Source organism: Streptomyces chattanoogensis, from assembly GCF_001294335.1.
In the GTDB taxonomy this organism is placed as follows: Bacteria; Actinomycetota; Actinomycetes; order Streptomycetales; family Streptomycetaceae; genus Streptomyces; species Streptomyces chattanoogensis.
The window spans coordinates 233,707-258,613 of the sequence record NZ_LGKG01000141.1; the positions used below are offsets into that span (position 1 = coordinate 233,707).

The window sequence follows — 24,907 nt, forward strand, 5'->3', positions numbered from 1 at the left end:
TGGCGCGAGTGCGGCGCCGTCCGAAAACCGATCCGTCAACCGATCCGTCAACGATCCGGGAACAGATCCGGTAACCGGGCCGGGCACCGGTCCGGGCACCCACCCGGGCCTTCCCCATGGCCGCGGATGAGAGAGAATGAAGGCTCCGCCAGGGTGGGTTGTCCGAGTTGGGTCAGTTTGGCGATCGGTGCGGGTCCGGCGTGCGGCCGGGCCGGGATCGCGCTGCCAACTCGGCTGGATTGCAGAGGGGATTCCGTGGGCGACGAGGTCGAGATGGAGGACGGCAAGGAGGGCAGGCTGCTCGCCGGCCGGTACCGGCTCGCCGATGTTCTCGGCCGGGGCGGCATGGGCACGGTCTGGCGGGCACGCGACGAGGTCCTGGGCCGTACGGTCGCCGTCAAGGAACTGCGCTTCCCCGGCGGGGTCGAGGAGGACGAGAAGCGCCGGCTGATCACCCGTACGCTGCGTGAGGCCAAGGCGATCGCCCGGATCCGCAACAACGGCGCGGTGACGGTCTACGACGTGGTCGACGAGGACGACCGGCCGTGGATCGTGATGGAGCTGGTCGAGGGCCGCTCGCTCGCCGAGGTCGTCCGCGACGACGGCGCGCTCACCCCGCGCCGCGCCGCCGAGGTCGGCCTGGCCGTGCTCGATGTGCTGCGCGCCGCGCACAGCGAGGGCATCCTGCACCGCGATGTGAAGCCGTCCAACGTCCTGATGTCCGACGACGGCCGCGTCGTGCTCACCGACTTCGGCATCGCCCAGGTGGAGGGCGACCCCTCCGTCACCTCGACCGGCATGCTCGTCGGCGCCCCCTCCTACATCTCCCCGGAGCGCGCCCGCGGCCAGAAGCCGGGCCCGCCGGCCGACATGTGGTCGCTGGGCGGTCTGCTGTACGCCTGCGTCGAGGGCCACCCGCCGTACGACAAGGGCTCGGCGATCGCCACCCTGACCGCGGTGATGACCGAGCCGGTCGAGCCGCCGAAGAGCGCCGGTGTGCTGGAAGAGGTCATCTACGGCCTGCTGGTGAAGGACCCGGCGGGTCGCCTGGACGACGCGGGAGCACGGGCGCTGCTGCTGGACGTCCTCCACGGCCCCAAGGAGACCGAGCCCGAGCCACCGGCGGACGAGACGCGGGCGATGGTGCTGCCGACGGTTCCGGAGGAGCGGGCGGCGAAGCCCAAGGCGGCCAAGCCGAAGACGGCGGCCAAGTCCAAGGCCGCACCGAAGCCGAAGGAGCCGCGGAAGCCCAAGCCGAAGGCCGCGGCCGGGGCCGCCGCCGCGGAGACGGACGGGAAGCCGGCGGCCGCCGCCGTCCCGGCGTCGGCAAGCGCGCCGCAGAAGGCCGCCGACCGCGCCCGTAAGCCCTCCGGATCCGGCCGTACGGACACGGCCAAGGCCGGCAAGGCGACCGGCTCGGGCTCGGGCTCCGGCTCCAGTACCCCGGCCGCCGACCGCCCCGCCTTCGACGGCGACGCCGCCAAGGAGCGGGTGCGCGGCGCGCTGCAGTCCGTACGCAACGCCGCCGCCGCGGCCCGCAGCGAGTCCAGACCCGGCGACGGGGGCCGCCCCGTCCCCCGCGCCTCGGTGACCGATGTCGTACCGCGCCGCACGCTGATCATCGCGGCCGTCGTCGTGGCACTGCTGGTCCTCGGCACGATCCTGGCCCTCGCGCTCAGCGGGGGCGACACCGGCAACGGCGCCTCCGGCGGCAAGAACGGCAAGACCTCCCCCGGGCACGCCGCACACCCCAAGGACGGCAAGAACAAGCCCGACGGGGCCACCGGCAGTCCGGAGAACGGGCAGTCCGGCACGTCCGGGCCGCAGTCACCCGGAGCCGGCCCGGCCGGCGGTGACGACGACGCCAAGGGCGGCAAGGACGGGAAGGGCAAGGACGGCGACAAGGGCCTGCCGGGCGGCTACGCGCCGGTCTCCAACGGCCGGTTCCACTTCACCGTCGCCATGCCCAAGGGCTTCCGGCAGACCAGCACCTCGGGCGACGGCTCCGGCGCCATATACAGCGCCTCCGGCGGGTTCCCGCGCATCCAGATCGACTACGGCGCCAAGCCGGGCAACGACGCGGCGGCCGCCTGGCGGCAGCTCGAGTCGCAGATCCGCTCCTCCACCCCCGACTACCACCGCATCGCCATCAAGACCATCGAGTGGCGGGACTATCCGACCGTCGCGGACTGGCAGTTCACGCGTACGCAGAACGGCGAGAAGGTACGGGTCCTCGACCGCGGATTCAAGGCCGACGACAACCACGGCTACGCGATCATGATCACGTGCAAGGCCGACGCCTGGTCCGACAAGGAGTGCACCCAGCTGCGCGAGACGGCGTTCCGGACCTTCGCGGTGAAGGACTGAACCTTCGCGGTGAAGGACTGAGCCGGGACCGGCCGGCGGCTGAGCGGGCACCGGCCGGCGGCCGGGCAGGGGCCGGACGGTGACGGACCGGCACGGTACGGGGCGGGTGTCGGTCCCGCCCCGTATCGTGAGACACAGCAGGACGGTCCGTACGCATGAACGCCGGACGCCTGAACGCGCTGTTGGGGAGGCGTCGTGGACGAGTACGCGGGGAGGGTGCTAGCCGAGCGCTACCGCCTGCCGCTGCGGCACTCTCCCGAGGACGACTTCACCGAAACCCGCGCGTTCGACACCTACAGCGGGCAGGAGGTGCTGCTCCGTCAGGTGCCGCTGCCGGAGGTCGTGGAGGCCGAGGTCGTCGGCGATCCGGGCTTCCTCCCGGGCGGCGGAGCACCGCGCACGGCTACGGGGACGGCCGACCGCAGCCCCCGGGACCCCGCCGTACGCCGCGCACTGGACGCCGCGACGGCGGCCGCGCAACTGCCCGACCACCCCCTCCTCGACCAGGTCTTCGACGTCTTCGCCCAGGACGGCAGCCTGTGGATCGTCGGCGAACTCATCCCCGCCCGCCCGCTGTCCGCGCTGCTCGCCCAGGGGCCGCTGAGCCCGCACCGCGCCGCGGAGATCGCCGCAGATGTCCTCACCGCCCTGCGCGCCCTGCACGTCCACGGCTGGCTCCACCGCAACATCACCGCCCGCACGGTCCTGGTCTGCGACGACGGCCGGGCCATCCTGACGGGCCTGGCGGTGGGCGCGGCCCAGGAGGCGCTGTGCGGATACGACGTCGTGCCCGGGGACGACGCGGCGCCGGAGGAGGACGCGCCGGCGCCGGAGGGCCCGGCCGCGGCGCGCCCCGAGCCGGTCGGGGTGGCCGAGGGCCGTCATGAGGGCGCCGCCGGGGTGCGGTTCGGCCCGTACGGCGATCACCTCGCGCCGGGTGGTGACCCGGTCGGCGAGCCGGGCGATCTGCCCGGACCACGCCGCGAGTCCGCCGCGGAGGCCGGGCCCGGGGTGCGGCTCTCCAAGACGCGGGGGACGCCCACCGGTCTTGCCGCCGAGCGCGCGTGGCAGGCGCGGCTCCAGATCGTCGGCCCGGTCACGGAGCGCTGGGCGCCCGAGCAGACTCATGTTTCCGACGGCGAACTCCCTGAAGAAGACCGGCAGTTGAGGCCGACGGCGGCCCTCGGCCCGGCAACCGACCTCTGGGCGGTCGGTGCCCTGCTCTTCCGTACCGTCCAGGGCCATGCCCCCTTCCCCGAGGAGAGCGCCGCCGAGCTGACGCGGCTGGTCCGCACGCAGCCCCCCGCCCCCGCCGACGCCTGCGGCGAGGACCTGGCCCCCTTCCTCGCCTCCCTCCTCCGCCAGGACCCCGCCCGCCGCCCCGGCTTCGAGGAGCTGCGCGGCCGGCTGCGCGCGCTGATCCGCACGGCACCGGAACCGGAGATCGGCCGCCGGCTGGTCACGGTTCCGGCGCTGGAGCGGGGTGCCGACCCCCGGCGGCTGCCGATCCTGCGGCGGCGCGGCGAGCTGGTCCGCAAGGGCCGGCGCCGGCAGGACCGGGCGCGCCGCGAGCGGCCGGCGCCCGCCGCACCGCGCCCGTCCGGCTCCGCGCCGCCGGTCGCACCCGTGCCCCGCCCCGCACGCCACCCGAAGCCGCCGAAGCCGCTCCGGCAGCCCAAGCCCCCCAGGCCCGCCCGGGGTTCGGCGCTGTCGGCCGGTGAGCTGTACGACGACCAGCAGCTGCTGGTCGAGGTCGGCCTGGATGCGGCGCCGCGGCGTGCGCGCTCGGTACGGGACCATGACGGCACACGGGCACCGCGCGGCGCCCGCCACCTGGGCCGCCTCCTCCTCGCCCTGATACTGCTGCTCCTCGTGGCCGCGGTCGCCTACGCCATGGTGTTCCTGCCGAAGTCCGGCGAGGAGGCCGGGGACGGCTCGGGCGGCGCGGGGAGTACGGGCGTATCGGGCGCGGCGTCCGGCGGCAGCCCTTCGCCCACCGGCGGCCGGGACGGCGGCCAGGGCCAGGGCGCGAGCGCGGGCCAGGACGGCGGTCCGGGCGGCACCCCGGCCCCGCAGCCCACCCCGCCCGCGCACCTCCCCGAGGGCTTCGCGCTCCGCAGTGACCCCGAGGGCTTCCGGGTGGCGGTCCACAAGGGCTGGCAGCGTCGCGGCAAGAACGGCCAGGGCCAGGTCCGTTACCTCGGCGGCGACTACGAGCTGCTGATCGTGCCCGGCCGCGACACCACCGCCCGCTTCGGCACCGACCCCATGGCCTACCAGCTGGACAAGGAGGGCGAGCTGGCCCCGTCCCGCGCCTCCGGCTGGTCCTCGTCCTCGGGCCTGCGGCGGATAGACGTCGGCCGGACGGCCATGGCCGAGGGCACGTTCACCTGGAAGGACAGCAGCGGCCGCGAGGTCTACGTCCGTAACCTCGCCATGATCCACAACGGCCGCTACCACCTGGTCCAGGTCATAGGCCCCTCCTACGGCCGCCGCGAGGTGGACCGCCTGTACGGGCAGGCGACGAGCACCTACAGCCCCAAGTAGCGGGACCACCGGCAACCGGCACCGCGACAGCCGGCCGTCAACCGCGGAGCCGCCGACGCAACGGCCGGCCCCTCGCTCTCCAGACGGAGCCGCTCCTCGCCCGGATGACGGAGGGCAATGGTTCTCCGGCCGGAAGCGGGCGCCACCGGCCCCGGCCAGCATGAAGTCCATGACCGTCGATACCTGCGTCGCCCTGATCCGCCGCAAGCTGCTCCGGCCCGCCCGGCCGGCACCCGCGGGGCCCTTCGTCCGGCTGGCGGTCGGCCTGTCGGTCGCCGAGATGCTGGTGTACACCGCGCAGAAGGTGTACATGACGGCGCGAGGCGAGGTCGGCATGCCCGGACACCCCGCCCCCGCCTCCGTGCAGGCACAGTTCGAGCACCCCGCGCTTGCCCAGGCGGGCAACGCCTCGCTCGGTGTGATCGCGTCGCTGGTGGCGCTGGCGACCGTCACCCGCTGGGGAGCCCGCATCCCGCGATGGATGCTGCTCTGCGCCCTGACGCTCGCCCTGGTGATGCAGTCGCTGGGGGCCGTGATCACCATCCAGCGGGCGGGCCTCGACCTGGCGCACCCGGGCTGGAGCGCCGCATGGGAGGTGCTGTCGGGAGGCGTCCAGATCGTGGCGTGGTGTGTGACGGTGGTGTCCTACGGCCAGCGCACGCGCCGTCCCCGCCTGCACCCGGCAACGGAACCGCTCCGGTGACGGCCGGGCATCGCGCGCAGACGGCAGCGGCCCGGACGGCCCTCGTCTGCGCACTCGCCTACGGCGCGATGAAGCTCGACTGGGCGCTGGGCGGCGCGTTCCTGATGCGGCAGACCCCTCTGCCCCCCGACGCCCGGGACGCGTTGCTGGCCCACACCGCGGGCTCGGTCGTCCAGCACTGGGGCTCCGTGGCGCTGGCCCTGGTGGGCATGGCGGCCGCGCTGCATCTGTCCGGCCGCTTCCGGCCGCACGGAAAGGCCCGCCGCCGGATGCTGCTCATCGGCTCCTGGGCGGGGTGCGCGTTCATGACGGCGCGCGCGGCCGGGCTCCTCGGCTACGGATTCATCAACGACCTGCGGCTGCTGACCGGCCTGGACGCCGTCCCTCCCGCATACGTGGATCTGGCCCGCTTCCAGGCCCGTTGGGACCTCCTGCTGTGGTCGCCGTACTGGCTGCTCTTCGGTACCTGCTGGGCCGTCGCGGCCTGGCACTACCGGCGTCAGGGACACCCGCCGGCACGGGCTACGCGCTCAGCTCCCGCTCCAAGGGCGTCCGGAAGCGCGGTGTGATCCGTACCGCGCCCACCCATTCCGCCAGCCTCGCCGCCTCGGTCTCCACCAGCGCGGCGGCCTCCCTTCCGCCCTCGTCCGACAGCAGCCGCCAGACGATCTCGCCGTCCGCCCGCTGGGCCCAGCCGCCGACGATCCGGCCGTTCCACCACACCGTCGGCCCGATGTTGCCGCTGCGGTCGAAGAGGTGCGGTACATGGTCCGGGTCGAGGTACCAGTCGCGGACCTTCCACCCCATCGCGGTCGGGTCGAGGCCGGGCAGCAGCGCGGCCCACGGTCCGGGCGCGGCGACACCCTCGAGATCGTCCGGCAGCGCCACTCCGGCCGCCCCGCCCTCCAGTTCCACCTCCACCGCATCCGTCGCGGCCAGCGCCCGCCGCGTATCGGTCAGCGTCCAGCCCGTCCACCACTTGAGGTCCTCGACGGTGGACGGGCCGTACGAGGCGAGCCAGTGGCGGGCGAGACCGGCACGGGCCTCGGCGGGCGGCGGCGCGGGCAGGTCGGCGAATGCGGTGCCGGGTACCCAGCGGAAGGAGCTGCTGGTCCAGCCGCCGCGCGGCCGGCCGCGCCGGATCTTCCCCTCCGCGGCCAGTACCCGCAGGATCCGGCTGGAGACGGCGACCGTGGCCTCGTACGGCTTGCCGGGGGAGACCACGATGGTGTCGCGCAGCTCGGGGACCTCGGCGGCGAGATCGGCCGCGGTCGCCGCACCGCGCGCGGCGAGCACGGCGAGCGTCTTCGCCTCCGCCTCCGCCAGTCGCCGCTCGTCCCATCCCGGGGCGCCACCCGTCACCCACCTGGTCATCTCGCGCCGCTCCTTGGCGGCGACGGCCCCTGCTGTGGACGAGGCGACGACCGGCGCCAGCGCGCCGCCGACCGCGAAGAGCGTCCGCCGCATGCACAGCAGCCGGACCAGCGAACGGTCGTCGTAGAGCGCCCGCTCCACCTCCTCCGGGTCGGGCACGGCCAGCCGCGCGCAGGCCGCCAGGTGCACGGTGGCCGCGTCGGTGGCATGCAGCCCCACCACCGCATCGGCAACGTCTTCGGCACGGGCCGCCCGGCACGCGGGCGCCAGCAGATGCCGCCGCCCGAGACGCGCCCGGCGGCCTTCGGTGTCGATACGGGGTCGGGAGTGGCTCATGAGGCGACCGTAGGGGGGAGAGGACGGTTCATGGGGCGACCGTACGGGGGCTGTAGGACAGACCGTGACCTACACGCGGTGGCCTACACGACGGGGACCTGCACCGCGGTGGCCTACGTACTGATCCCCGGACGGCCCCCGAACCGCTCCCGCAGCTTCCCCTTCAGCACCTTCCCCAGCGTCACCCCGCGCGGCAGGGCGTCCACCACCTCCAGCTGTTCGGGCAGCTTGTGCGGCGCCAGGCCCTGGGACCGGAGCTGGGCGACGACCTCGGCGAGGGTCAACTCCCGTGTCCCCGGCGGCTGTTCGACGACGGCGCAGACCCGCTCGCCCCGCTCCCGGTCCGGCAGGCCGATGACGGCCGCATCGGTCACGGCCGGGTGGCGGTACAGCAGGGCCTCGATCTCCTGGGCGGAGATGTTCTCGCCCTTGCGGATGATGATGTCCTTGAGGCGGCCGGTGACGACGAGATGTCCGGTGGGGGTGAGATGGCCGAGGTCGCCGGTGGGGAGGAAGCCGTCCGCGTCGAAGGGGGACGGCTCGTCCAGATAGCCGCGGCAGACGGCCGGGCCGCGCAGCCGTATCTCCCCGCTGCCGGGCGCGATGCGGATCTCCATCCCGGCGGGCGGCCGGCCGTCGGTGGTGGCGAGGTGCTCGGGGGTGTCGTACGGGTCGTTCATGGTGACCATCGGGGCCTCGGTCAGGGCGTAGCCATGGGTGAGGCCGCAGCCGAGTTCGGCGACGACCTCGTGGTGGAGGGAGGGGGGTTTGGGGGCGCCTCCGCCCGCCAGCAGGCGGAGGGAGGGCAGGAGGCGGCTGCCCGGAGGCAGCTTGCGCTGTTCGGCGAGGAAGAGGGTGTAGAAGGCGGTGGAGCCGCCCGCGAGGGTGACCCGGTGGCGGCGGTAGGCGGCCAGCGAGCCGGGGAGGGCGAAGTGCTCCAGGAGGACGGCGGGGATCCCGTGCCGCAGGAGCAGGACGGTGTAGTCGGGGCCGGCGACATGGGTGTAAGGGAAGGCCATCGAGCCGATGTCGGACGGCCCGATGCGCAGCGCGTCGGCCAGACAGCGGCCCGCCGCCAGCAGGCTGCCGTCGGTGTGCAGGACGCCCTTGGGGGCCGCGGTGGTGCCGGACGTCCAGTAGATCCAGCGCGGTGCGTCCCCGTCGGCGGGCGGGGGCGGGAGGAGGCGCGGGTCGGCCTCCGGGAGGGTGTCGTACGCCTCGAGGACCGCGAGCGGGCCGGGCAGCCCGGCGGCCAGGCGGCGGGCCATCGCGGTGTGGTCGAAGCCGCGCCACGTGCCGGGTACGGCGAAGAACTCGGCGCGGGTGCGGCGCAGCACCTGGCCGGCCTCGTGGTCGCGGTAGAGCGGGACGACCGGGCTCTGGACGGCGCCGAGCCGGGCCAGCGCCAGGCTGAACAGCACGGTTTCGATACGGGTCGGCAGCTGCCAGACGACCCGGCTGCCGGGCCGCACACCCCGCTCGTACAGTCCGGCGGCCACCCGTTCCGCCCGCCGCCGCAGCGCCCCGAAGGTGATCCGCCGCTCGTCCCGCGCGGACTCGGCGCCCTGGATGAGCGCGGGTGCATCGGGCGTCCGCGCGGCGCGCCGGGCCACCAGGTCCCAGAGGGTGGCGCCGTCCTCGGGCATGCGGCATCTCCATTACTGACGTTCCGTCAGATCAAAAGCCGAGGGTAGAGGCCTGCGCCTTGTCGGTCCAGAGGTCCGGAGCTAGCCTTTATCTGACGGACCATCAGATCGGATCGGATCGGGTCGTCGGACACCGGGGCCCGGCCGGACGCGCGGCGAGGGGAAGCGATGGGGAACCCGAAGGCGAACCAGGGCCGGGGCCGGTAGTGGACCTCACCTACACGGAAGAAGAGGAAGCGTTCCGGGCGCGGCTGCGCGAGTGGCTCGCCAAGGTGCTGCCGGGGCTCCCCGCCAAGCCCGCCGCGGCCGACTGGCCCGCGCGCCGGGCGTACGACGCGGCCTGGCAGCGGATGCTGTACGACGCCGGATACGCGGGACTGCACTGGCCGCGGGACGCCGGCGGACAGGGCGCCACGCCCACCCAGCACCTGATCTTCCTGGAGGAGACGGAGCTGGCCGGCGCGCCCTACGTCGGCGCGAACTTCGTCGGGCTGCTGCACGCCGGGCCCACCATCGCCGCCGAGGGCACCCCCGGGCAGCGCGCCCGCTGGCTGCCGCCGATCCTGCGCGGCGACGAGATCTGGTGCCAGGGCTTCAGCGAACCCGGCGCCGGATCGGACCTGGCGGCGCTGCGCACCAAGGCCGTACGCGACGGCGACTCGTACGTCGTCACCGGCAGCAAGATCTGGACCTCGCACGCCGAGGTCGCCGACTGGTGCGAGCTGCTCGTCCGGACCGACCCGGAAGCGCCCAGGCACCGCGGGATCAGCTGGCTCGCCCTGCCGATGGACGCGCCGGGCGTCACCGTACGGCCGCTGCGGACGCTCGCCGGCTCGGCGGAGTTCGCCGAGATGTTCCTCGACGAGGTACGGGTGCCGGCCGGCAACCGCGTCGGGGCTCAGAACGACGGCTGGCGGGTGACCATGGTGACCCTCGCCTTCGAGCGCGGCACCGCCTTCGTCGGCGAGGTGGTGGCCTGCCGCCGGGTCCTCGGCGCGCTCGCCCGGACGGCCCGCGCCAACGGCCGCTGGGACGACGCCGTGCTGCGCCGCAGACTCGGGCGGCTGAGCGCGGAGTTCACGGCGCTGTGGCGGCTGACCCAGTGGAACGTCAGCGAGGCACAGAGCGGCGGGGGCGTCCCGGGGGCCGGCGGCTCGGTCTTCAAGCTGCGCTATTCCCATGCCCGCCAGGAGCTGTACGACGCGGCGGCGGAGGTGCTGGGCGCCGGGTCGCTGGACGCGGACCAGGAGTGGGTGGCGGACCGGCTCTCCTCCCTCTCGTACACCATCGCCGCGGGCACCTCCCAGATCCAGCAGAACGTCATCGCCGAGCGCATCCTCGGCCTGCCGAAGGGGCGGTGAGGGGCGCGGTGGACTTCCAACTCACCGACGACCAGCGGGCGTTGCGGGACGGAACGCGGGAGCTGCTGGCGGGGCGGTTCGGCCGGGAACGGCTGCGGGCGGCGGTCGACGGCCCCGTGCTGGACCGGGAGCTGTGGCGGGAGCTGGCCGCGGCCGGGTTCTTCGCGCTGCGGCTGCCGGAGGCGGACGGCGGGGTGGGCCTCGGCCTTCCGGAGGCGGTGCTGGTCCTGGAGGAGGCGGGCCGGGCCCTGCTGCCGGGACCGCTGGTCGCCTGCCAGCTGCTGGCCGGAATCGTGGACGGCGTCGCCACCGGCGAGCGGATCGTCGCCCTGGCCGACGCGCCGGCCGCCCCGGCGGACGGCCCACCGCACCCGGCCGTCACCTCCGCCCCCGTCCTGTGGGAACACCCGGCCGACTGCGACACGTTGATCTTGCTGGGGGGTGCACAGGGGGCGGATCCGGTGCACGAGGGGCGCGAAGCCGGGGCGTACCGAAGCGCAGCCGCCGATGTCGTCCGCACCCCTTTCGCCTCGGTCGACCCCCTGACCCCGCTCGCCCGCGTAACAGACATCCCTCGCAAAATACCCCTCCCTCTCGACGTGGCCCGGGTGCGCCGCGAAGCGGCCCTGCTCACCGCCGCCCAGCAGCTGGGCGGTGCGGCCCGTACGGTCGACATGGCGGTGACGTATGCGCGCGAACGGGAGCAGTTCGGCGCGCCCATCGGCTCCTTCCAGGCGGTCAAGCACCTGTGCGCGCAGATGCTCGTACGAGCCGAAATCGCCCGAAGTGCGGTGTATGCGGCGGCGGTCACGGAGGGTGTTCTCGATGCGACGGCCGCGAAACTGCTCGCCGACGAGGCTGCGGTGCGTAACGCCCGGGACTGCCTGCAGGTTCATGGCGGCATGGGGTTCACCTGGGAGGCCGATGTGCATCTGCATCTCAAGCGGGCCTGGTTGCGTGCCGAGTTCTGGGGTGGGGCCGGTGCGGCGGAGGAAGCGCTGGCCGAGGGCTTGATCGCCTGACGGGAGTGGAGACGATGAGGCGTTCCGCGGACCGGGAAACCGGATTCCGGCACCCCCTGTGTGAAATGTCGGATACCGCACGCACAAGCGGTCACGGAGGGTCGATATCGGGTTGTGTCCTAGGCGTGACTCGTCACAGGCGGGAGTCGGCGTTCCGCTCGGGTACGCTCCCTTGGGTGCGAGTGGTTTTGTGGCGCAGCGTTCGCGGTGCCGTCGAAATGACGGCTCCGGGGTACGGACTGCGCGCCGCTCGCCTCGGGCGGGGGCCCGAGAATTCCCCTTGTTCGACTCCCCGCAAAGTGCGTCGCACAGTATGCAGCACGCATACTCCCTTGCGCTGGAATATGCCCGAAGCGCTTGTTGGGGTGACTGAACGTCAACCATGCTGTGCTTCACCGGGGTCACGGACCGTGACTCTGTGGAGGCGCGAGGCGATGTTTCCGCCGGTTCGGATGGTGTGAGCGGTGCAGGTGCTTCAGGTTCAGTTGGAGGTACGGCCCGACCCCGCAGAAGTGGGGCGGGCCAGGCGGTGGGCCCGGTCGAGGCTGATGGGGTCCGGTATAGGGGCCGATGAGCCGCTGGCGGAGACGCTGATCTTGTTGATCTCCGAGCTCGTCACCAATGCCGTGGTGCACACCGGCTCGGCCGCCAAGCTGCGGATGTGCTTCTCGGGCGCCGGTGCGGTGGTGGGGACCGTACGGGTCGAAGTGGTGGACGCCAGCGCCCGCCCGCCGCGCCAGCGGCACGCCGACGGCGAGGACACCAACGGCCGCGGCCTGGAGCTGGTGGACGGCCTGGCGGACCGCTGGGGCTGGCAGCAGGAGGGCGCCGGCAAGCGGATCTGGTGCGAGGTGGACCGCGGCCAGTCGCTGTTGATGGCGGCGGGGGGCGAACTGGGGGCGTACGAGCCCCGCCGCGCCGTGACCACGCACCGGATGTAGGTGCATCGCCCGCCACGCGACCTCACCGCTGAGCTGCGTAGCACTGAACCGCGTAGCACTGAACCGCGTGTGACCGAACTGCGCGTCACTGAACCGCGTGTCACTGAGCTGCACGTGACCGAACCGCGCGTCACTGAGCTGCATCTGACCGAACCGCACGCCGGTAAACCGCGCGCCGGTGAACCGCGCGCCGGTGAACCGCGCACCGGCACACCACGCGTCAGTAAATCGCACCCGAGTAAATCAGATCCGAGTAAGTCGGGTGCAACTGAATTAGTCCAGACCAGGTGTTGACGTGGCGTGCCGAGTTGATCACCCTTGGGTGGGGCGATTCGCCGCGAGGGGACGCCGAGGCCGTGGGGGAGCCGGTCATACGGTCCGGGGCCTTGGCGAGTGCGGGTCGCGGCCGGTTGGGGGTGCCTCCGGCGGGAGCCGGGGGAAGGTGGCGGTCCGCGGTGCCGCGCTCGGGGCGCGCATGGGCGCACCGCCACCTGGCCGGCCGGTCCTCACAGGACGGCCACCGGCGCCACGGGGGTCCCGCTGCCGCCGACGAACGGCTCGGCCATCGCCGACAGCAGGAACGTGTGACGGCCCTCCGCCGCACAGGCCTCGCCCAGCTCCTCCAGGTTCCAGTTCTGGCCCTGCAGCATGCCCATCTCCACCAGGTCGAGGGCGTGCACCGGCAGCCAGAGGTTCTCGACCTCCGGCGGGAAGATCTCAAACGTGAGGGTGTCGTTGGCGACCGCGGCCACATCGCGGGCGTGGAACCACTCGGGGGTGCGCAGCGACAGCCCGGGGGAGGGGAACGCGTACGCCTGGCGGTCGCCCGCGAGATAGTGCTGGATCTGGCCGGTCCGGATGAGGACGATGTCGCCGGGCCGCACCCTCGTCCCCGCCAACTCCTCGGCGGCGTCGAGGTCTTCGGGCGTGACGGCGTGCCCTCCGGGCAGCCGGCCGGTGCCGTGTGCGCGGGCGACGTCCAGGAGGACGCCGCGGGAGACGACCGGGGTGGCCTTCTCGATGCCGAGGAAGGCGGCGCCGCCGTGGGCGGTGACGGAGTCGGCGGGGCGGTTGTTGTAGAGCCGCCCGGAGTGGGAGACATGGGTGAGGCCGTCCCAGTGGGTGGAGGCCTGGAGCCCCATGGTCACCGCGTCGTCGGAGGTGGCGACCGTACCGGGGCCGAAGATCTCCTGGTTGATCGCGGTCATCGTGTGCAGCGGGTTGATCCGCCCGGGGATCATGCCGGTCTGTACGCCGTCCTGCCGGAGCGGGAGGGCCAGGGGAATGCGCCGGCCGGTACGGATGCCGGCGGCGGCCGCCCGCACCACCTCGTCGGTGATCAGGTTGAGGGTGCCGATCTCGTCGTCGGCCCCCCACCGGCCCCAGTTGTTGACGCGTTTGGCGATGTCGTGGAACTCCTGCGGCAGGGGCATGGCGGCCTCCGGGGTCTTGTGTTTGACTCGCGCCTGCCCAAAAATCTAACGGTCCGTCAGAAAATGCGGGAAGGGGTGCGGCATGGCGAACGCGGAGAAGTTCTTGGCCGGCAAGGTGGTGGCCGTCACGGGCGCGGGACGCGGCATCGGGCGCGCCGTCGCGCTCGCCTGCGCCGCGCACGGTGCGCGGGTCGTGGTCAACGACTATGGCGTGGCGATCGACGGCGGCGAGCCGAGCAGCGAGGTCGCCGAGGCGGTGGTGAAGGAGATCGAGGCCGCGGGCGGCGTCGCCACCGCGGTCGCCGACGATGTGTCCACCATGGCCGGCGGCCAGCGGATCGTGGACACCGCGCTGGCCCACTACGGACGGATCGACGGGGTCGTCTGCGTGGCCGGAATCCTGCGCGAGCGGATGCTCTTCAACATGTCCGAGGAGGAGTGGGATCCGGTGGTCGCCACTCATCTGAAGGGCACGTTCACCGTATTCAGGGCGGCGGCGGCCGTGATGCGGCGGCAGGGGACGGGCACCCTTGTGGGCTTCACCAGCGGCAATCATCAGGGCTCCGTTTCGCAGGCCAATTACGCGTCCGCGAAGGGCGGCGTCATTTCGCTGGTCCGGAGCGCGGCACTGGGGCTGCACAAATACGGGGTGACCGCCAACGCGGTGGCACCCGTCGCGCGGACGCGGATGTCGGCCAAGGTCCCGATGGAACTCAAGGAAATCGGGGAGCCGGAGGACGTGGCCGCGTTCGTCGTCTACCTGCTGAGCGACCGGGCCAGGGACGTCACGGGGCAGGTCTATACGGTGGCCGGCCCGAAGATCGCGGTGTGGGCCCAGCCGGGGGAGCTTCGCTCCGTGTACGCCGACGGGGGGTGGACGCCGGAGAAGGTGGCCGAGGTGGTGCCGGGGGTTGTCGGCGTCGACCCTATGCCGATGCTGGCGCAGCTGTCGGCTATGGCCGAAGCGGCCAAGGCGGCGGCCGGTTAGGCCCACGTTGTCGGCCTGTCCGCTGCGCTTTGCCTGGGCCGTACGTTGTCGGCTGTCCCGCCGTGGGGGTTGTTCGCCGTTGCGCCTGGCGGTGGGCGGGGGTTGGTTGTCGGCCGCGGTGCCGGCCCTCCGGACTTCGTCCTGCGGTCCGTCCCCTCCCGACGGTGGGGGTGAGGGGGCTCGGTGGGGGCGAGCGTCCCACTCCCACTGCGCGCGGCACATCGGCGAGAACCTGCTCGCGCCCACGCTGCTCGCGTACGGGGACGACGCGCAGCGCACCCGGTTTCTGCCGCCCATCGCGCGGGGCGAGGAGCTGTGGTGCCAGGGCTACAGCGAACCGGAGGCGGGGTCGGACCTGGCGGCGCTGCGTACCACCGCGGTCCGGGACGGTGACACGTACCGGATCAGCGGGCAGAAGATCTGGACCTCGCTGGCCCGGGAGGCCGACTGGTGCTTCGCGCTCGTCCGGACCGATCCGGACGAGCGCCGGCACCGGGGGCTGTCGTTTCTGCTGGTGCCGATGGACCAGCCGGGGCGGATCGAGGTGCGGCCGATCCGGCAGATGTCGGGGACGGCGGAGTTCAACGAGGTGTTCTTCGACGGGGCCGTGGCGCGGGCCGGGCATGTGGTGGGCGGTGAAGGCGCCGGCTGGCGGGTGGCGATGGGGCTGCTGGCGCGGGAGCGCGGGGTGTCCACGCTCGTCCAGCAGATCGGGTTCGCGGCCGAGCTGGCCGAGGTGGTCGCGGCCGCGGTCCGCTGCGGGACGGTGCGTGATCCGGTGCTGCGCGATCAACTCATCCAGCAGTGGGCCGAGTTGCAGGTCATGCGATGGAACGCGCTGCGGACCCTGGGGGCGGCGGGGGACGTGGGCGCCCCCAGCGTGGCGAAGCTGCTGTGGGGCGGGTGGCATCAGCGGCTGGGAGAGCTGGCCGTGCGGGTGCGGGGTGCCGTGGCCGCGGTGGGGCCCGCCGGCTGGTCCCCGGACGCGCCGTACGAACTCGACGCGCTGCAGCGGCTGTTCCTGTTCACCCGGGCCGACACCATCTACGGCGGTTCGGACGAGATCCAGCGCAACATCATCGCCGAGCGGGTGCTCGGCCTGCCCAGAGTGGAGCGTCGATGAAAGGCGTCATTTTCGACGGCGAGCAGACCCGGGTCGTGGACGATCTGGAGGTGCGGGACCCGGGGCCGGGCGAGGTCCTGGTGGGGATCCGGGCCGCCGGGCTGTGCCACAGCGATCTGTCGGTGGTCGACGGGACCATTCCGTTCCCGGTGCCGGTGGTGCTGGGGCACGAGGGGGCGGGCGTGGTCGAGGCCGTGGGGGCGGGGGTGCAGCATGTGGCGCCCGGTGACCATGTGGCGCTGTCGACGCTGGCCAACTGCGGCGCCTGCGCCGAGTGCGACCGGGGGCGGCCGACGATGTGCCGTAAGGCGATAGGGATGCCGGGCAAACCGTTCCGGCGGGGGAATACGGAGCTGTTCAACTTCGCGTCGAATTCTGCCTTTGCGGAGCGCACGGTTGTCAAAGCGGTGCAGGCCGTGAAGATTCCCGAGGACATTCCGATGACGTCGGCCGCATTGATCGGGTGCGGGGTGCTGACCGGGGTCGGTGCCGTACTGAATCGCGCGAAGGTGGATTTCGGGGATTCGGTGGTGGTGATCGGGGCCGGCGGTATCGGGCTCAATGTGCTGCAGGGGGCGCGGATAGCGGGTGCCTCGGTGATTGTCGCGGTGGACGCCAATCCGGCCAAGGAAGCGGTGGCGCGGCGGTTCGGGGCCACGCATTTCGTTGCCGCGTCGGCGGTGGCGGACGGCGTCAAGGCGGTGAAGGAGGTGTTGCCGGCCGGGGCCGATCACGCCTTTGAATGTGTGGGCAGTACGCGGCTGATCCGGCAGGCGGTCGATCTGCTGGACCGGCACGGTCAGGCGGTGCTTCTCGGGGTGCCGCCGGCCGGTGCGGAGGCGTCGTTCCTGGTGTCGTCGATGTATTTGGACAAGTCGATTCTGGGGTGCCGTTATGGGTCGTCCCGGCCGCAGCGGGATATCGCACGGTACGCGCGGATGTATCGCGAAGGGCGGCTGCTGCTGGACGAATTGGTGAGCAGGGCCTATCCGGTGGAGGATTTCGCCAAGGCTGCGGATGACGCCCATCACGGGCGGGTGGCCCGGGGGGTTCTGACCTTCGCCTAGGCGCCCAGGTGCGTTGGGCGAAGAGGGCGCGTACCGCGTGCGCGGCGGCGCGGGTGGCCCGATCCTGGCGATTGCTGACCCTTCGGCCACTCGTCCTGCCAGGGGCGGGCGACGATGCTGCTCCGGTGAGTCAGATAACCGAACTGTCCGCGCGGGGAACCGCCCCCGCCCCCGCTCGTGGGCGGCGCCCCCACCGGGCCTGGTCCGTCGCCGCCGTCACCTTCCTCACCCTCATCGGTGCGGCCGGCTTCGCCTCGCTGCCCGGTCTGCTCATCGACCCGCTGCATGCCGCGTTCCACTGGTCGCGCGGCACCATCGGCTTCGCGGTGTCCGTGAACCTCGCGCTGTACGGGCTGACGGCTCCGTTCGCCGCCGCCCTGATGGACCGGTTCGGGATACGGCGGGTGGTGGCGGCCGCCCTCACCCTGATCGCGGTCGGCGCCGGCCTGACCGTCTTCATGACCGCGGCCTGGCAACTCGTCCTGCTGTGGGGCGTGCTGGTCGGGCTGGGCAGCGGCTCGATGGCGCTGGCCTTCGCCGCCACGGTCACCAACCGCTGGTTCGTCGCCCGGCGCGGGCTGGTCACCGGGATCCTCACGGCGGCCGGGGCCTCCGGGCAGCTGGTCTTCCTGCCGCTGCTCTCCTGGATCGTGGAGCGGTACACATGGCGGCCCGCGGCCGTCACGGTGGCACTTGCCGCGCTCGCCGTCGTCCCCCTGGTGTGGCTGCTGCTGCGCGACCACCCGGCGGACGTGGGCCTCGCGCCGTACGGGGCAACGGAGTTCGTCCCCAAGCCGCCGCCGCAGCGCGGCGCGGCCCGGCGCGCGCTGCGGGCCCTGCGCTCGGCGGCCGGCACCGGTCCGTTCTGGCTGCTCTCCGGTACCTTCGCGATCTGCGGCGCCACGACGAACGGCCTGGTCAAGACGCACTTCGTGCCCGCCGCGCACGATCATGGAATGCCGATGACCGCCGCCGCTTCGCTCCTCGCGGTGATCGGCGTCTTCGACGTCGCCGGGACCATCGCCTCCGGCTGGTTCACCGACCGCTTCGACACCCGCCGCCTGCTCGGCGTCTACTACGGCCTGCGCGGCGTGTCCCTGATGTTCCTGCCGCTGCTGCTGGCCGACTCCGTCCACCCGCCGATGGTCTTCTTCATCGTCTTCTACGGCCTGGACTGGGTCGCCACCGTCCCGCCCACCATCGCCCTGTGCCGCGAGCACTACGGCGAGGACGGCGCGATCGTCTTCGGCTGGGTGCTCGCCGCCCACCAGGTGGGCGCCGCACTGATCGCCTTCCTGGGCGGCCTGGCGCGGGACGCCTTCGGTACGTATGACCCGGTCTGGTGCGCGTCCGGGGCGCTGTGCGCGGTCGCGGCGCTGATGGCGCTCGTCATCCGCCGCCCGCGCGCCGCCGCTTGAGGGGACCCGGCGTCGGGTCGGTCTCCCACCGGGTGCATGATCCGGTCGGAGGGGTGATGCGAGATGAGCATGACCAGGAGCGGGACCGCCGGCGGTGTGTTCTGGAGCTGGCCGGCCGTGGCGGTCTCCATGGCCGCGCTGCTGGGCGAGGCGCTGGTCGCGGGGGCCGCGGTGACGATGTACGGCTTCACGCAGGAGGGGGCGGACGGCAGCCCCCTCCTGATGGCGGTCGTGCTGCCCCTCGCGCTTCTGCTGGGTGTCGTACCCGGGTTCGTGGTGACGGTCACCCTGGTGCTGCCCACCCTCTGGCTGGCGCGGTGGGCCATCAGGGCGGGCGGCCTGCCGGGGCGGTACGCCTGGTGGTGGACGGTGTGCGCCACGCCCTTCTCGGCGGCCGGCGCGACCCTTGTGTACGGCGCGATCCTCGCGCTCCTCGACCGCGGATTGGCGCCGCCGATGGCGTACCTCGTGCTGTGGCTGGCGCTGACGGCGGTCGCCGTACCCGCCGCGCTGCTCGCCGGGCACGCCGCGCGGGGTTCCGGTGCCCGGCGTTCCGCGTTGCTGACCGTCACCGTCGTGGGCGGCGGAGTCGCGGCCGCCGTCGGGGCGGCCCTGCTGGTCGTGGGCGCCGTCGCCACCGGGCTGCTGGGGGAGGCGGAGCCGCCGAACCTGACGCGTTCCGCGGTCGTCGGCGTCTGGGAGGACGGCTCCGGCGGCACGCTGCGGCTGCGCGGCGACGGGACGGCGAGTGCGTCGCGGGTGGGCGAGCCGGGGGAGCGCTGTGACGGCACCGGTCACTGGAGCCTTCAGGAGCCCCTGCCGGACAGTGGCCAGACCGTGCGGGTGAGCGGTGACTGCGCGGGGCAGTGGAACATCGGCGGTACGCAGGACCAGCCGGTGCTCTCCTACGACCTGGACGATCCGGACACGGGGATCCGGTACGAGCTGACCCGGCGCTGAGGGGCCGGAGGTGTCGCGGCCGGCCGCGCTCAGCCGCTGAAGCGGCCGAAGGCGCCCCGGTGGAACAGCAGCGGGCCGGCCTCGGCGGCGGCCGGATCGGCGGCGAGGGCCTCCACCCGGCCGACCACGATGAGATGGTCGCCACCGGTGTGCACGGCCTGGATGGTGCAGTCGATCCAGGCGGGCACGTCCGCCAGCCGCGGCGAACCAGTTGCCGGAGCCGCCGTATAGGAAACGCCCGCAACACCCGCATCACCTGCAACGCCCGCATCACCCGCGAACTTGTCGCCGCCGCTGACCGCGAACCTGCGGCACAGCTCGCCCTGTCCGGCGCCGAGGATGTTGACGCAGAAGACCCCGGCGCGGGCGATCCGCGGCCAGGTCGACGACGTGCGCGCCACCATGAAGGTCACCAGCGGCGGGTCGAGGGAGAGCGACGCGAACGACTGGCAGGCGAAACCTGCCGGGCCCTCGTCGCCAGGTGCCGTGACGACCGTGACGCCGCTGGCGAAGTGCCCCAGGACGGACCGGAATTCGGCCGGGTCCAGAGGAGCGCGCTCGTCCTCCCGTACGGCCCGCAGCGCGGGGCGCGGGAGCGGGGCGGGAGCCGGGGCTGCGGTGCCTGTGGGGTCTGTGGTGTCAGCGGTGCCTGTGATTGCCGGAGAGGCCGTGGTCGGCGCGCCGACCGAGCGCAGATAGCGCACCGCCGTCGCCGCCATTCCCGCATGTCCCATCATGCCTTCATTGAATCTGATGCCTCGTCAGATGGGAAGCCCCGGGGCCACCACCCACAAAGGTGATTTGCGGCGGCTCAGGGTTGATGCAGGGGGTATTCCGGGGAGGCCGGGGGTGCCGCCTGACTGGCTGTGGACCGCACAGGCCGGCGATGGACTGCACGGGTGGCTTCCGCCTCGGCCGCCGCCCGTATCTCAGCACGGGGGAGTTCCACCACATGGCCGATGCCACGCCGTCATCACCCTCGTCCGCCGCGCCACCCGCCTTCGACGAGGTCTTCCGCGGGCTGTTGCCGCGGCTCTACCGGCGGGCGTCGATGCTGGCCGGACCCCGACGGTCCGCGGAGGAATGGGTGCAGGCGGCGTACCGCACACTCGCCGCCCGCCCGAAGCGCTTCCTCGCGCATCCGGATCCGTACGCCCACGCCTTCACCGCGGTGCTCGACGCCGCCCGCGACGCACACCGCAAGGACCGGCGGCAGGTGCCGGCCGATGGGGTGGAGGGCATCGAGGAGACCGGGGCGGTGTGCCTGCTGGGGCGGTTGTCGCCCCGCCAGGCCGGTGTCGTCCTCCTCGTCGACCTCGACGGCTACACCCTCGACCAGGCCGCCGAGATCATTAAGGCGCACCGGAGCGCGGCCGCCCGCCACCGCGCCCGCGCGCTGAACGCCCTGCCGTACGAGCGGCTGCAGCGCGCGGACGAGCAGATCGAGGTCCCGGCCGGACTGTGGGCCCGCATCAAGGAGTCCGCTGCCGGGGCGCCCTCCGTAACGCCCGTGGTGCGCGTACCGCGCGTCGCCTCCCGCCGGAAGGCGTACGCCATCGTGCTTGCGGTCGCGGCCGCCGTGGCCGCCGTGACGTGGGGGGCCTGGTGGCTGGTACGTCCGGGCGGCAGCGGGCCACCGCCGGCCGCCGGCGTCCGGGCGGTCCCGCTCACCGTCTACAACAGCGAGGCGCCCTGCCGCAGGCTCCGCTCCCTGGAGTGCGCGCTGAGCCTGGCCAAGGACCCGCACGTCAGATACGCCGCGCGGCACAACTTCGCGGGCCGTGTCTGGCACGGCGACGTCCTGGCCGCCCACTGTGTGGTCCCCGACGGGCAGCTGGTCCGCGACGAAGAGGGCGTGACGTCCACCCGCTGGTATCTGGTGACCGGCAAGAGGGGCGTGACGGGGTGGCTGCCGGGGGTGCGGACCCGTAACACGCATGAGGTGCCGGTGTGTTCGCGGGACGTGGCCTAGGCCGCTCGCGCCGTGCCGGCCTGTGGGACCGCCGCGCGTGTGGTGGCGGTCGCCCGTACGGGCAGGGGGGAGCCGGTGCCGGTGGGCTGCGGAGCGGGACATGTCGAATGCCGGCGATGACGGAGGCAGCAGCGATGACAGCGATGACAGCGATGACGTGCAACGACGGGTGGCAACGGCGATGACCACGGCAGGTGACCGGCTCGGCGGACTGAGCAGACTCGGCGGGCCCGGCGCATTCGGCGGACTCGGCAGGTTCGGCGGTGCCGTAGGGGCCGGGCTGCTCGCGGCCGGGCTGCTGTGCGCGGCGGGTACGGCCACGGGCGGTCCGGCGGGAGCCGGGCGTGACGGGGGCGCGGCGGGCGTCGCGGCGGGGCGGGATCCGGACGTCAGCGCGGACGACCACCCCCAGCCGGTGCGGCGGAAGGCGGCCCCCGTACCCGCTCCCGTCCCGCTACCGCCCCCGGTACGTAGGGCTGCGGCGCTCCACGAACGACGCGACGCCCTCCTGGGCGTCGGCCGTGGTCATGTTGATCTCCTGGGCGGTGGCCTCGGCGGCGAAGGCCGCGGCCCGGTCGCTGTCGAGCGAGGCGTTGACCAGCTGTTTGGTGAGGGCCAGCGCGCGGGTCGGGCCGGCCGCCAGGCGCTCGGCCCACTCCCGCGCCGTCTTGGCCAACTCGCCGTCCGGCACGACTCGGTTGACCAGTCCCAGCCGCTCGGCCTCGGCGGCCGACACGGCGTCGCCGAAGAACACCAGCTCCTTGGCGCGCTGCGGGCCGATCAGCCGCGGCAGGAGGTACGCGCCGCCGCCGTCCGGGACCAGACCGCGCCGCACGAACACCTCGATGAAACGGGCCGATTCACCGGCCAGCACCAGATCACAGGCGAGCGCGAGATGCGCACCGATCCCGGCGGCCGTGCCGTTGACGGCGGCGATCACCGGCTTCTCGCAGTCCAGCACGGCACCGATGAACCGCTGCGCCCCCTGCCGGATCATCCGCGCGACATCGCCCGCAACCCGCTCGCCGCCCGCTGAGGGCGCCCCACGCAGATCGGCCCCCGCACAGAACCCCTTGCCGGTCGCGGTGATCACCACGGCCCGTACGCCCGGGTCGGCCGAGGCCCCCGCCAGCAGATCGATGATGCGTTCGCGCTGGTCCCAGGTGAGGGCATTCATCGCCGCGGGCCGGTTGAGGGTGATCCATGAGACGCCGTTGTCAGTGGTGTGGAGTACCAGGGAATCAGGGGAGGTTGCCATGCGGGGCGGCTCCAACGGAGGACGGATGACGGAATCGGGGACGGATGGCGGAGGGCTGACGGGTGACGGTGAAGCCGACTCACCCCGCCCCGCCGGGCCCATGGCACACCGCGAGCGCGTCAAGGGCCACCGCCCCCTCCCCCCGCGGCAGGACCACCAGCGGGTTGATGTCCAACTCCGCCAGGTCGTCCCCGAGTTCGAGCGCCATCCGCTGCACCCGCAGGACCACCTCCACCAGCGCATCGACATCCGCCGGCGGCGCGCCCCGTACGCCGTGCAGGAGGGCGTGGCCCCGCAGCTCGCCGAGCATCGCGCGCGCCTGGTCCTCCCCGAAGGGCGGCACCCCCACGGCGACATCCCGCAGCACCTCCACGAGGACCCCGCCCAGCCCGACCGTCACCGTCGGCCCGAAGAGGCTGTCGTGGGTGACCCCGACGACCATCTCCACGCCCCGTTCGATCATCTGGCAGACCAGCACACCGTCCAGCGGGACGTCCTCGTAGCGGGCGATGTCGGTGAGTTCGCGGTAGGCGTCGCGCACCTGGCTGGCGGAGGTCAACCCGACCTTCACCAGGCCGAGTTCGGTCTTGTGGGCCAGCTGGGGCCCGGAGGCCTTCATGACCACGGGGTAGCCGACCTGGCTCGCCGCCCGTACGGCCGCCGCGGCGCTGGTCACCAGCTGTTCGCGCGGTACGCGGATGCCGTAGGCGCGCAGCAGCTGTTTGGCCGCGTGTTCGCTGAGCTGCTGGCCCGGACGCATCAGGGCCTGCGCCTTGCGGGCGGAGGGGGAGAGCACGCGCGGGGCGTCGTCGAAGGGGGAGCGGTAGGCGGCGGTGAAGCGGTGGTGGTCGAGGTAGGCGCGTACGGCGGTGATGCAGTTGGCGAAGGTGCGGAAGGTGGCCACTCGTGAGGAGCCGAGGAGGGTGTGGCGGTAGGCGGTCTCGGTGCCGAGTGGGGAGCCCCACACCACGCACACCGGTTTGTCCGTCCGTTCCGCCGCGTCGACCAGGTCCTGGGCGAGCTTGTCGCTCATGGGCGGGAAGGGGCCGGTGATCGGGCAGATGAGAACGCCTACCGACGGGTCGGCGAGGATCGCGTCGATGATCTTGGGGCCGCGCCAGTCGCCGACCGGGTGCCCGCCGTTGTCGATGGGGTTCGCGACGTTCAGGTATTCCGGTATCCACTGGTGCAGTTCGGCCTGCTTTGCGGCGTCGAGGGTGGGCAGCTGCAGGCCGGCCGCGGTCGCCAGGTCGGAGAAGTGGGCGCCGGTGCCGCCGGAGATCGAATAGACGGCGATGCCCTCGGCGACGGGCTTCCTGGCGCGGGCCAGCAGCGCCGCGGTGTCCTGCAGCTCGTCGAGCCCGTCCACCCGGATCACACCGAACTGCCGCATCGCGGCGTCCACGACCCCGTCCGCACCGGTGAGCTTGCCGGTGTGCGAGGCGGCCATCCGGGCGCCGGTCTCGGTACGCCCGACCTTGACGGCGACGACCGGCACCTTGTTGCGGGCCGCATGGTCGGCCGCGAGCAGAAAACTGCGGCCGTCCTTGAGGCCCTCCACATACGCCGCGATCGCGCCGACCTCGGGGCGGGAGGCGAAGTACGAGAGGAAGTCGGCGGTCTCCAGATCGGCCTCGTTGCCGGTGGGGGCCCAGTGCGAGAGACGGATGCCGAGTTCCTGAAGGGTGAAGACGGGGCGGCCCTGGTGACCCGACTGTGTGATGAGGGCGATGGCCGGGCCGTCGAGGTCCTCGCGGAACGTCTCGAAGGCGTTGAGGTTGGTGTTCGGGCCGAGCAGCCGCAGCCCGGAGCGTTCGGCGGCCTCGGCCAGCCGGGCCTGCGCCGCCGCGCCGTCCGCCCCGGTCTCCGCGAAGCCGGAGGCGAAGGCCACGGCGAACTTCGCCTTGGCGTCACCCAGTTGCTCGATGACCGGGACGGGGTCGGCGACCAGGAGGACGGCGAGATCCACGGGTTCGGGGAGGTCGGCGACGGAGGTGTGGCAGGGCAGGCCGAAGACCTGCTCACGCCCCGGGTTGACGGGATGGAGCCGGGCGCCGACCCGTTCCGCCCAGCCGATCAGCTGACGGGTGATGCCGGTGTTCGGCCGGCCCTCGCTGTCGGAGGCGCCGATCACGGCCACCGACCCGGGCCGGAAGAAGCGGTCCAGGTCGGGCACCGGTGCGTACAGCGGCCGCCCGCTGACGTCCCGGTCGGCCGACCCGCCGGAACGCTGCCCGCCACCGCCCCCGCGGGCCTCGGGTACGCCGTGGACGGTGGGTGGTGGTTGCTCCCCGCAGGCCACGACGCGGGCCGGCCGGGAGTGAGTGGTGAGGGTCCCGTGAGTCGATCCAAGCATCGCAGACGCCCGCTCCTGTGTGACGGCTCTCATTA

The 24,907-nt window shown here is 73.2% G+C and carries 19 protein-coding genes and 1 pseudogene; 13 read left to right on the forward strand and 7 right to left on the reverse strand.

Annotated elements, in window-relative coordinates; all coding sequences use genetic code 11:
• Positions 1-273 precede the first annotated feature (273 nt).
• The 4 genes from ADL29_RS20935 (at position 274) to ADL29_RS43575 (ending at position 6,186) form a co-directional block, all read left to right on the forward strand.
• A complete protein-coding gene (locus ADL29_RS20935; RefSeq protein WP_053925187.1) occupies positions 274-2,367 on the forward strand; it encodes a serine/threonine-protein kinase in 2,094 nt (697 codons plus the stop codon).
• A 195-nt stretch (positions 2,368-2,562) separates the two neighbouring features.
• Positions 2,563-4,914, forward strand: a complete 2,352-nt coding sequence (locus ADL29_RS20940) for a protein kinase (RefSeq protein WP_053925124.1) — start codon at positions 2,563-2,565, stop codon at positions 4,912-4,914.
• Between the two features lie 169 nt (positions 4,915-5,083).
• On the forward strand, positions 5,084-5,617 hold the full coding sequence (locus tag ADL29_RS43570) for a hypothetical protein (RefSeq protein ID WP_053925125.1): 534 nt from the start codon (positions 5,084-5,086) through the stop codon (positions 5,615-5,617).
• The gene (locus tag ADL29_RS43575) at positions 5,614-6,186 is read left to right on the forward strand and encodes a DUF3995 domain-containing protein (protein WP_053925126.1); all 573 of its coding nucleotides are present in this window, start codon (positions 5,614-5,616) and stop codon (positions 6,184-6,186) included. The genes ADL29_RS43570 and ADL29_RS43575 overlap by 4 nt, the downstream gene beginning before the upstream one ends.
• Here ADL29_RS43575 and ADL29_RS20955 read toward each other — a convergent pair.
• Together ADL29_RS20955 and ADL29_RS20960 are read right to left on the reverse strand one after the other, a co-directional pair.
• Positions 6,140-7,327: a winged helix DNA-binding domain-containing protein gene (locus ADL29_RS20955; protein WP_053925127.1), complete on the reverse strand. Its 1,188-nt coding sequence runs from the start codon at positions 7,325-7,327 to the stop codon at positions 6,140-6,142. The two genes, ADL29_RS43575 and ADL29_RS20955, sit on opposite strands and share 47 nt — an antisense overlap.
• Positions 7,328-7,440: 113 nt before the next feature.
• Positions 7,441-8,973, reverse strand: coding sequence for a class I adenylate-forming enzyme family protein (locus ADL29_RS20960; RefSeq protein ID WP_053925128.1), 1,533 nt, complete (start codon positions 8,971-8,973; stop codon positions 7,441-7,443).
• Between the two features lie 206 nt (positions 8,974-9,179).
• Here ADL29_RS20960 and ADL29_RS20965 point away from each other — a divergent pair, with 206 nt between their 5' ends.
• The 3 genes from ADL29_RS20965 (at position 9,180) to ADL29_RS20975 (ending at position 12,297) form a co-directional block, all read left to right on the forward strand.
• The gene (locus ADL29_RS20965; protein ID WP_053925129.1) at positions 9,180-10,334 is read left to right on the forward strand and encodes an acyl-CoA dehydrogenase family protein; all 1,155 of its coding nucleotides are present in this window, start codon (positions 9,180-9,182) and stop codon (positions 10,332-10,334) included.
• 8 nt (positions 10,335-10,342) lie between these two features.
• Positions 10,343-11,356 (forward strand): acyl-CoA dehydrogenase family protein, encoded by a 1,014-nt coding sequence (locus ADL29_RS20970; protein WP_053925130.1) that lies wholly within the window; start codon positions 10,343-10,345, stop codon positions 11,354-11,356.
• Positions 11,357-11,820: 464 nt separating this feature from the next.
• Complete coding sequence (locus ADL29_RS20975) at positions 11,821-12,297, forward strand: ATP-binding protein (protein ID WP_053925131.1); 477 nt, start codon at positions 11,821-11,823, stop codon at positions 12,295-12,297.
• 51 nt (positions 12,298-12,348) lie between these two features.
• Here the strand turns inward: ADL29_RS20975 and ADL29_RS46640 are convergent.
• Both ADL29_RS46640 and ADL29_RS20980 read right to left on the reverse strand, forming a co-directional pair.
• Positions 12,349-12,531, reverse strand: a pseudogene (locus tag ADL29_RS46640) (pentapeptide repeat-containing protein); the annotation flags it as partial.
• A gap of 272 nt (positions 12,532-12,803) precedes the next feature.
• A complete protein-coding gene (locus ADL29_RS20980) occupies positions 12,804-13,730 on the reverse strand; it encodes a cyclase family protein (protein WP_053925132.1) in 927 nt (308 codons plus the stop codon).
• Positions 13,731-13,812: 82 nt separating this feature from the next.
• Between ADL29_RS20980 and ADL29_RS20985 the strand changes: the two genes are divergently transcribed.
• The 5 genes from ADL29_RS20985 (at position 13,813) to ADL29_RS21005 (ending at position 19,286) form a co-directional block, all read left to right on the forward strand.
• The gene (locus ADL29_RS20985; protein ID WP_053925133.1) at positions 13,813-14,718 is read left to right on the forward strand and encodes an SDR family oxidoreductase; all 906 of its coding nucleotides are present in this window, start codon (positions 13,813-13,815) and stop codon (positions 14,716-14,718) included.
• Between the two features lie 7 nt (positions 14,719-14,725).
• On the forward strand, positions 14,726-15,841 hold the full coding sequence (locus ADL29_RS20990; RefSeq protein WP_425424261.1) for an acyl-CoA dehydrogenase family protein: 1,116 nt from the start codon (positions 14,726-14,728) through the stop codon (positions 15,839-15,841).
• A complete protein-coding gene (locus tag ADL29_RS20995; RefSeq protein ID WP_053925134.1) occupies positions 15,838-16,908 on the forward strand; it encodes a Zn-dependent alcohol dehydrogenase in 1,071 nt (356 codons plus the stop codon). Before ADL29_RS20990 ends, ADL29_RS20995 begins: the two co-directional genes overlap by 4 nt.
• Positions 16,909-17,033: 125 nt before the next feature.
• On the forward strand, positions 17,034-18,326 hold the full coding sequence (locus tag ADL29_RS21000) for an MFS transporter (RefSeq protein WP_053925135.1): 1,293 nt from the start codon (positions 17,034-17,036) through the stop codon (positions 18,324-18,326).
• A 63-nt stretch (positions 18,327-18,389) separates the two neighbouring features.
• The gene (locus tag ADL29_RS21005) at positions 18,390-19,286 is read left to right on the forward strand and encodes a hypothetical protein (RefSeq protein ID WP_053925136.1); all 897 of its coding nucleotides are present in this window, start codon (positions 18,390-18,392) and stop codon (positions 19,284-19,286) included.
• Between the two features lie 29 nt (positions 19,287-19,315).
• On the opposite strand, the gene ADL29_RS21010 is transcribed toward ADL29_RS21005, so the two are convergent.
• Positions 19,316-20,005: a flavin reductase family protein gene (locus ADL29_RS21010; RefSeq protein ID WP_053925137.1), complete on the reverse strand. Its 690-nt coding sequence runs from the start codon at positions 20,003-20,005 to the stop codon at positions 19,316-19,318.
• Between the two features lie 167 nt (positions 20,006-20,172).
• Between ADL29_RS21010 and ADL29_RS45380 the strand changes: the two genes are divergently transcribed.
• The gene (locus tag ADL29_RS45380) at positions 20,173-21,258 is read left to right on the forward strand and encodes an RNA polymerase sigma factor (RefSeq protein WP_245689547.1); all 1,086 of its coding nucleotides are present in this window, start codon (positions 20,173-20,175) and stop codon (positions 21,256-21,258) included.
• Between the two features lie 454 nt (positions 21,259-21,712).
• Here ADL29_RS45380 and ADL29_RS21025 read toward each other — a convergent pair whose 3' ends face one another.
• Both ADL29_RS21025 and ADL29_RS21030 read right to left on the reverse strand, forming a co-directional pair.
• The gene (locus ADL29_RS21025) at positions 21,713-22,516 is read right to left on the reverse strand and encodes an enoyl-CoA hydratase/isomerase family protein (protein WP_053925138.1); all 804 of its coding nucleotides are present in this window, start codon (positions 22,514-22,516) and stop codon (positions 21,713-21,715) included.
• Positions 22,517-22,595: 79 nt separating this feature from the next.
• Positions 22,596-24,872, reverse strand: a complete 2,277-nt coding sequence (locus ADL29_RS21030) for an acetate--CoA ligase family protein (protein WP_053925139.1) — start codon at positions 24,870-24,872, stop codon at positions 22,596-22,598.
• Between the last annotated feature and the right edge of the window lie 35 nt (positions 24,873-24,907).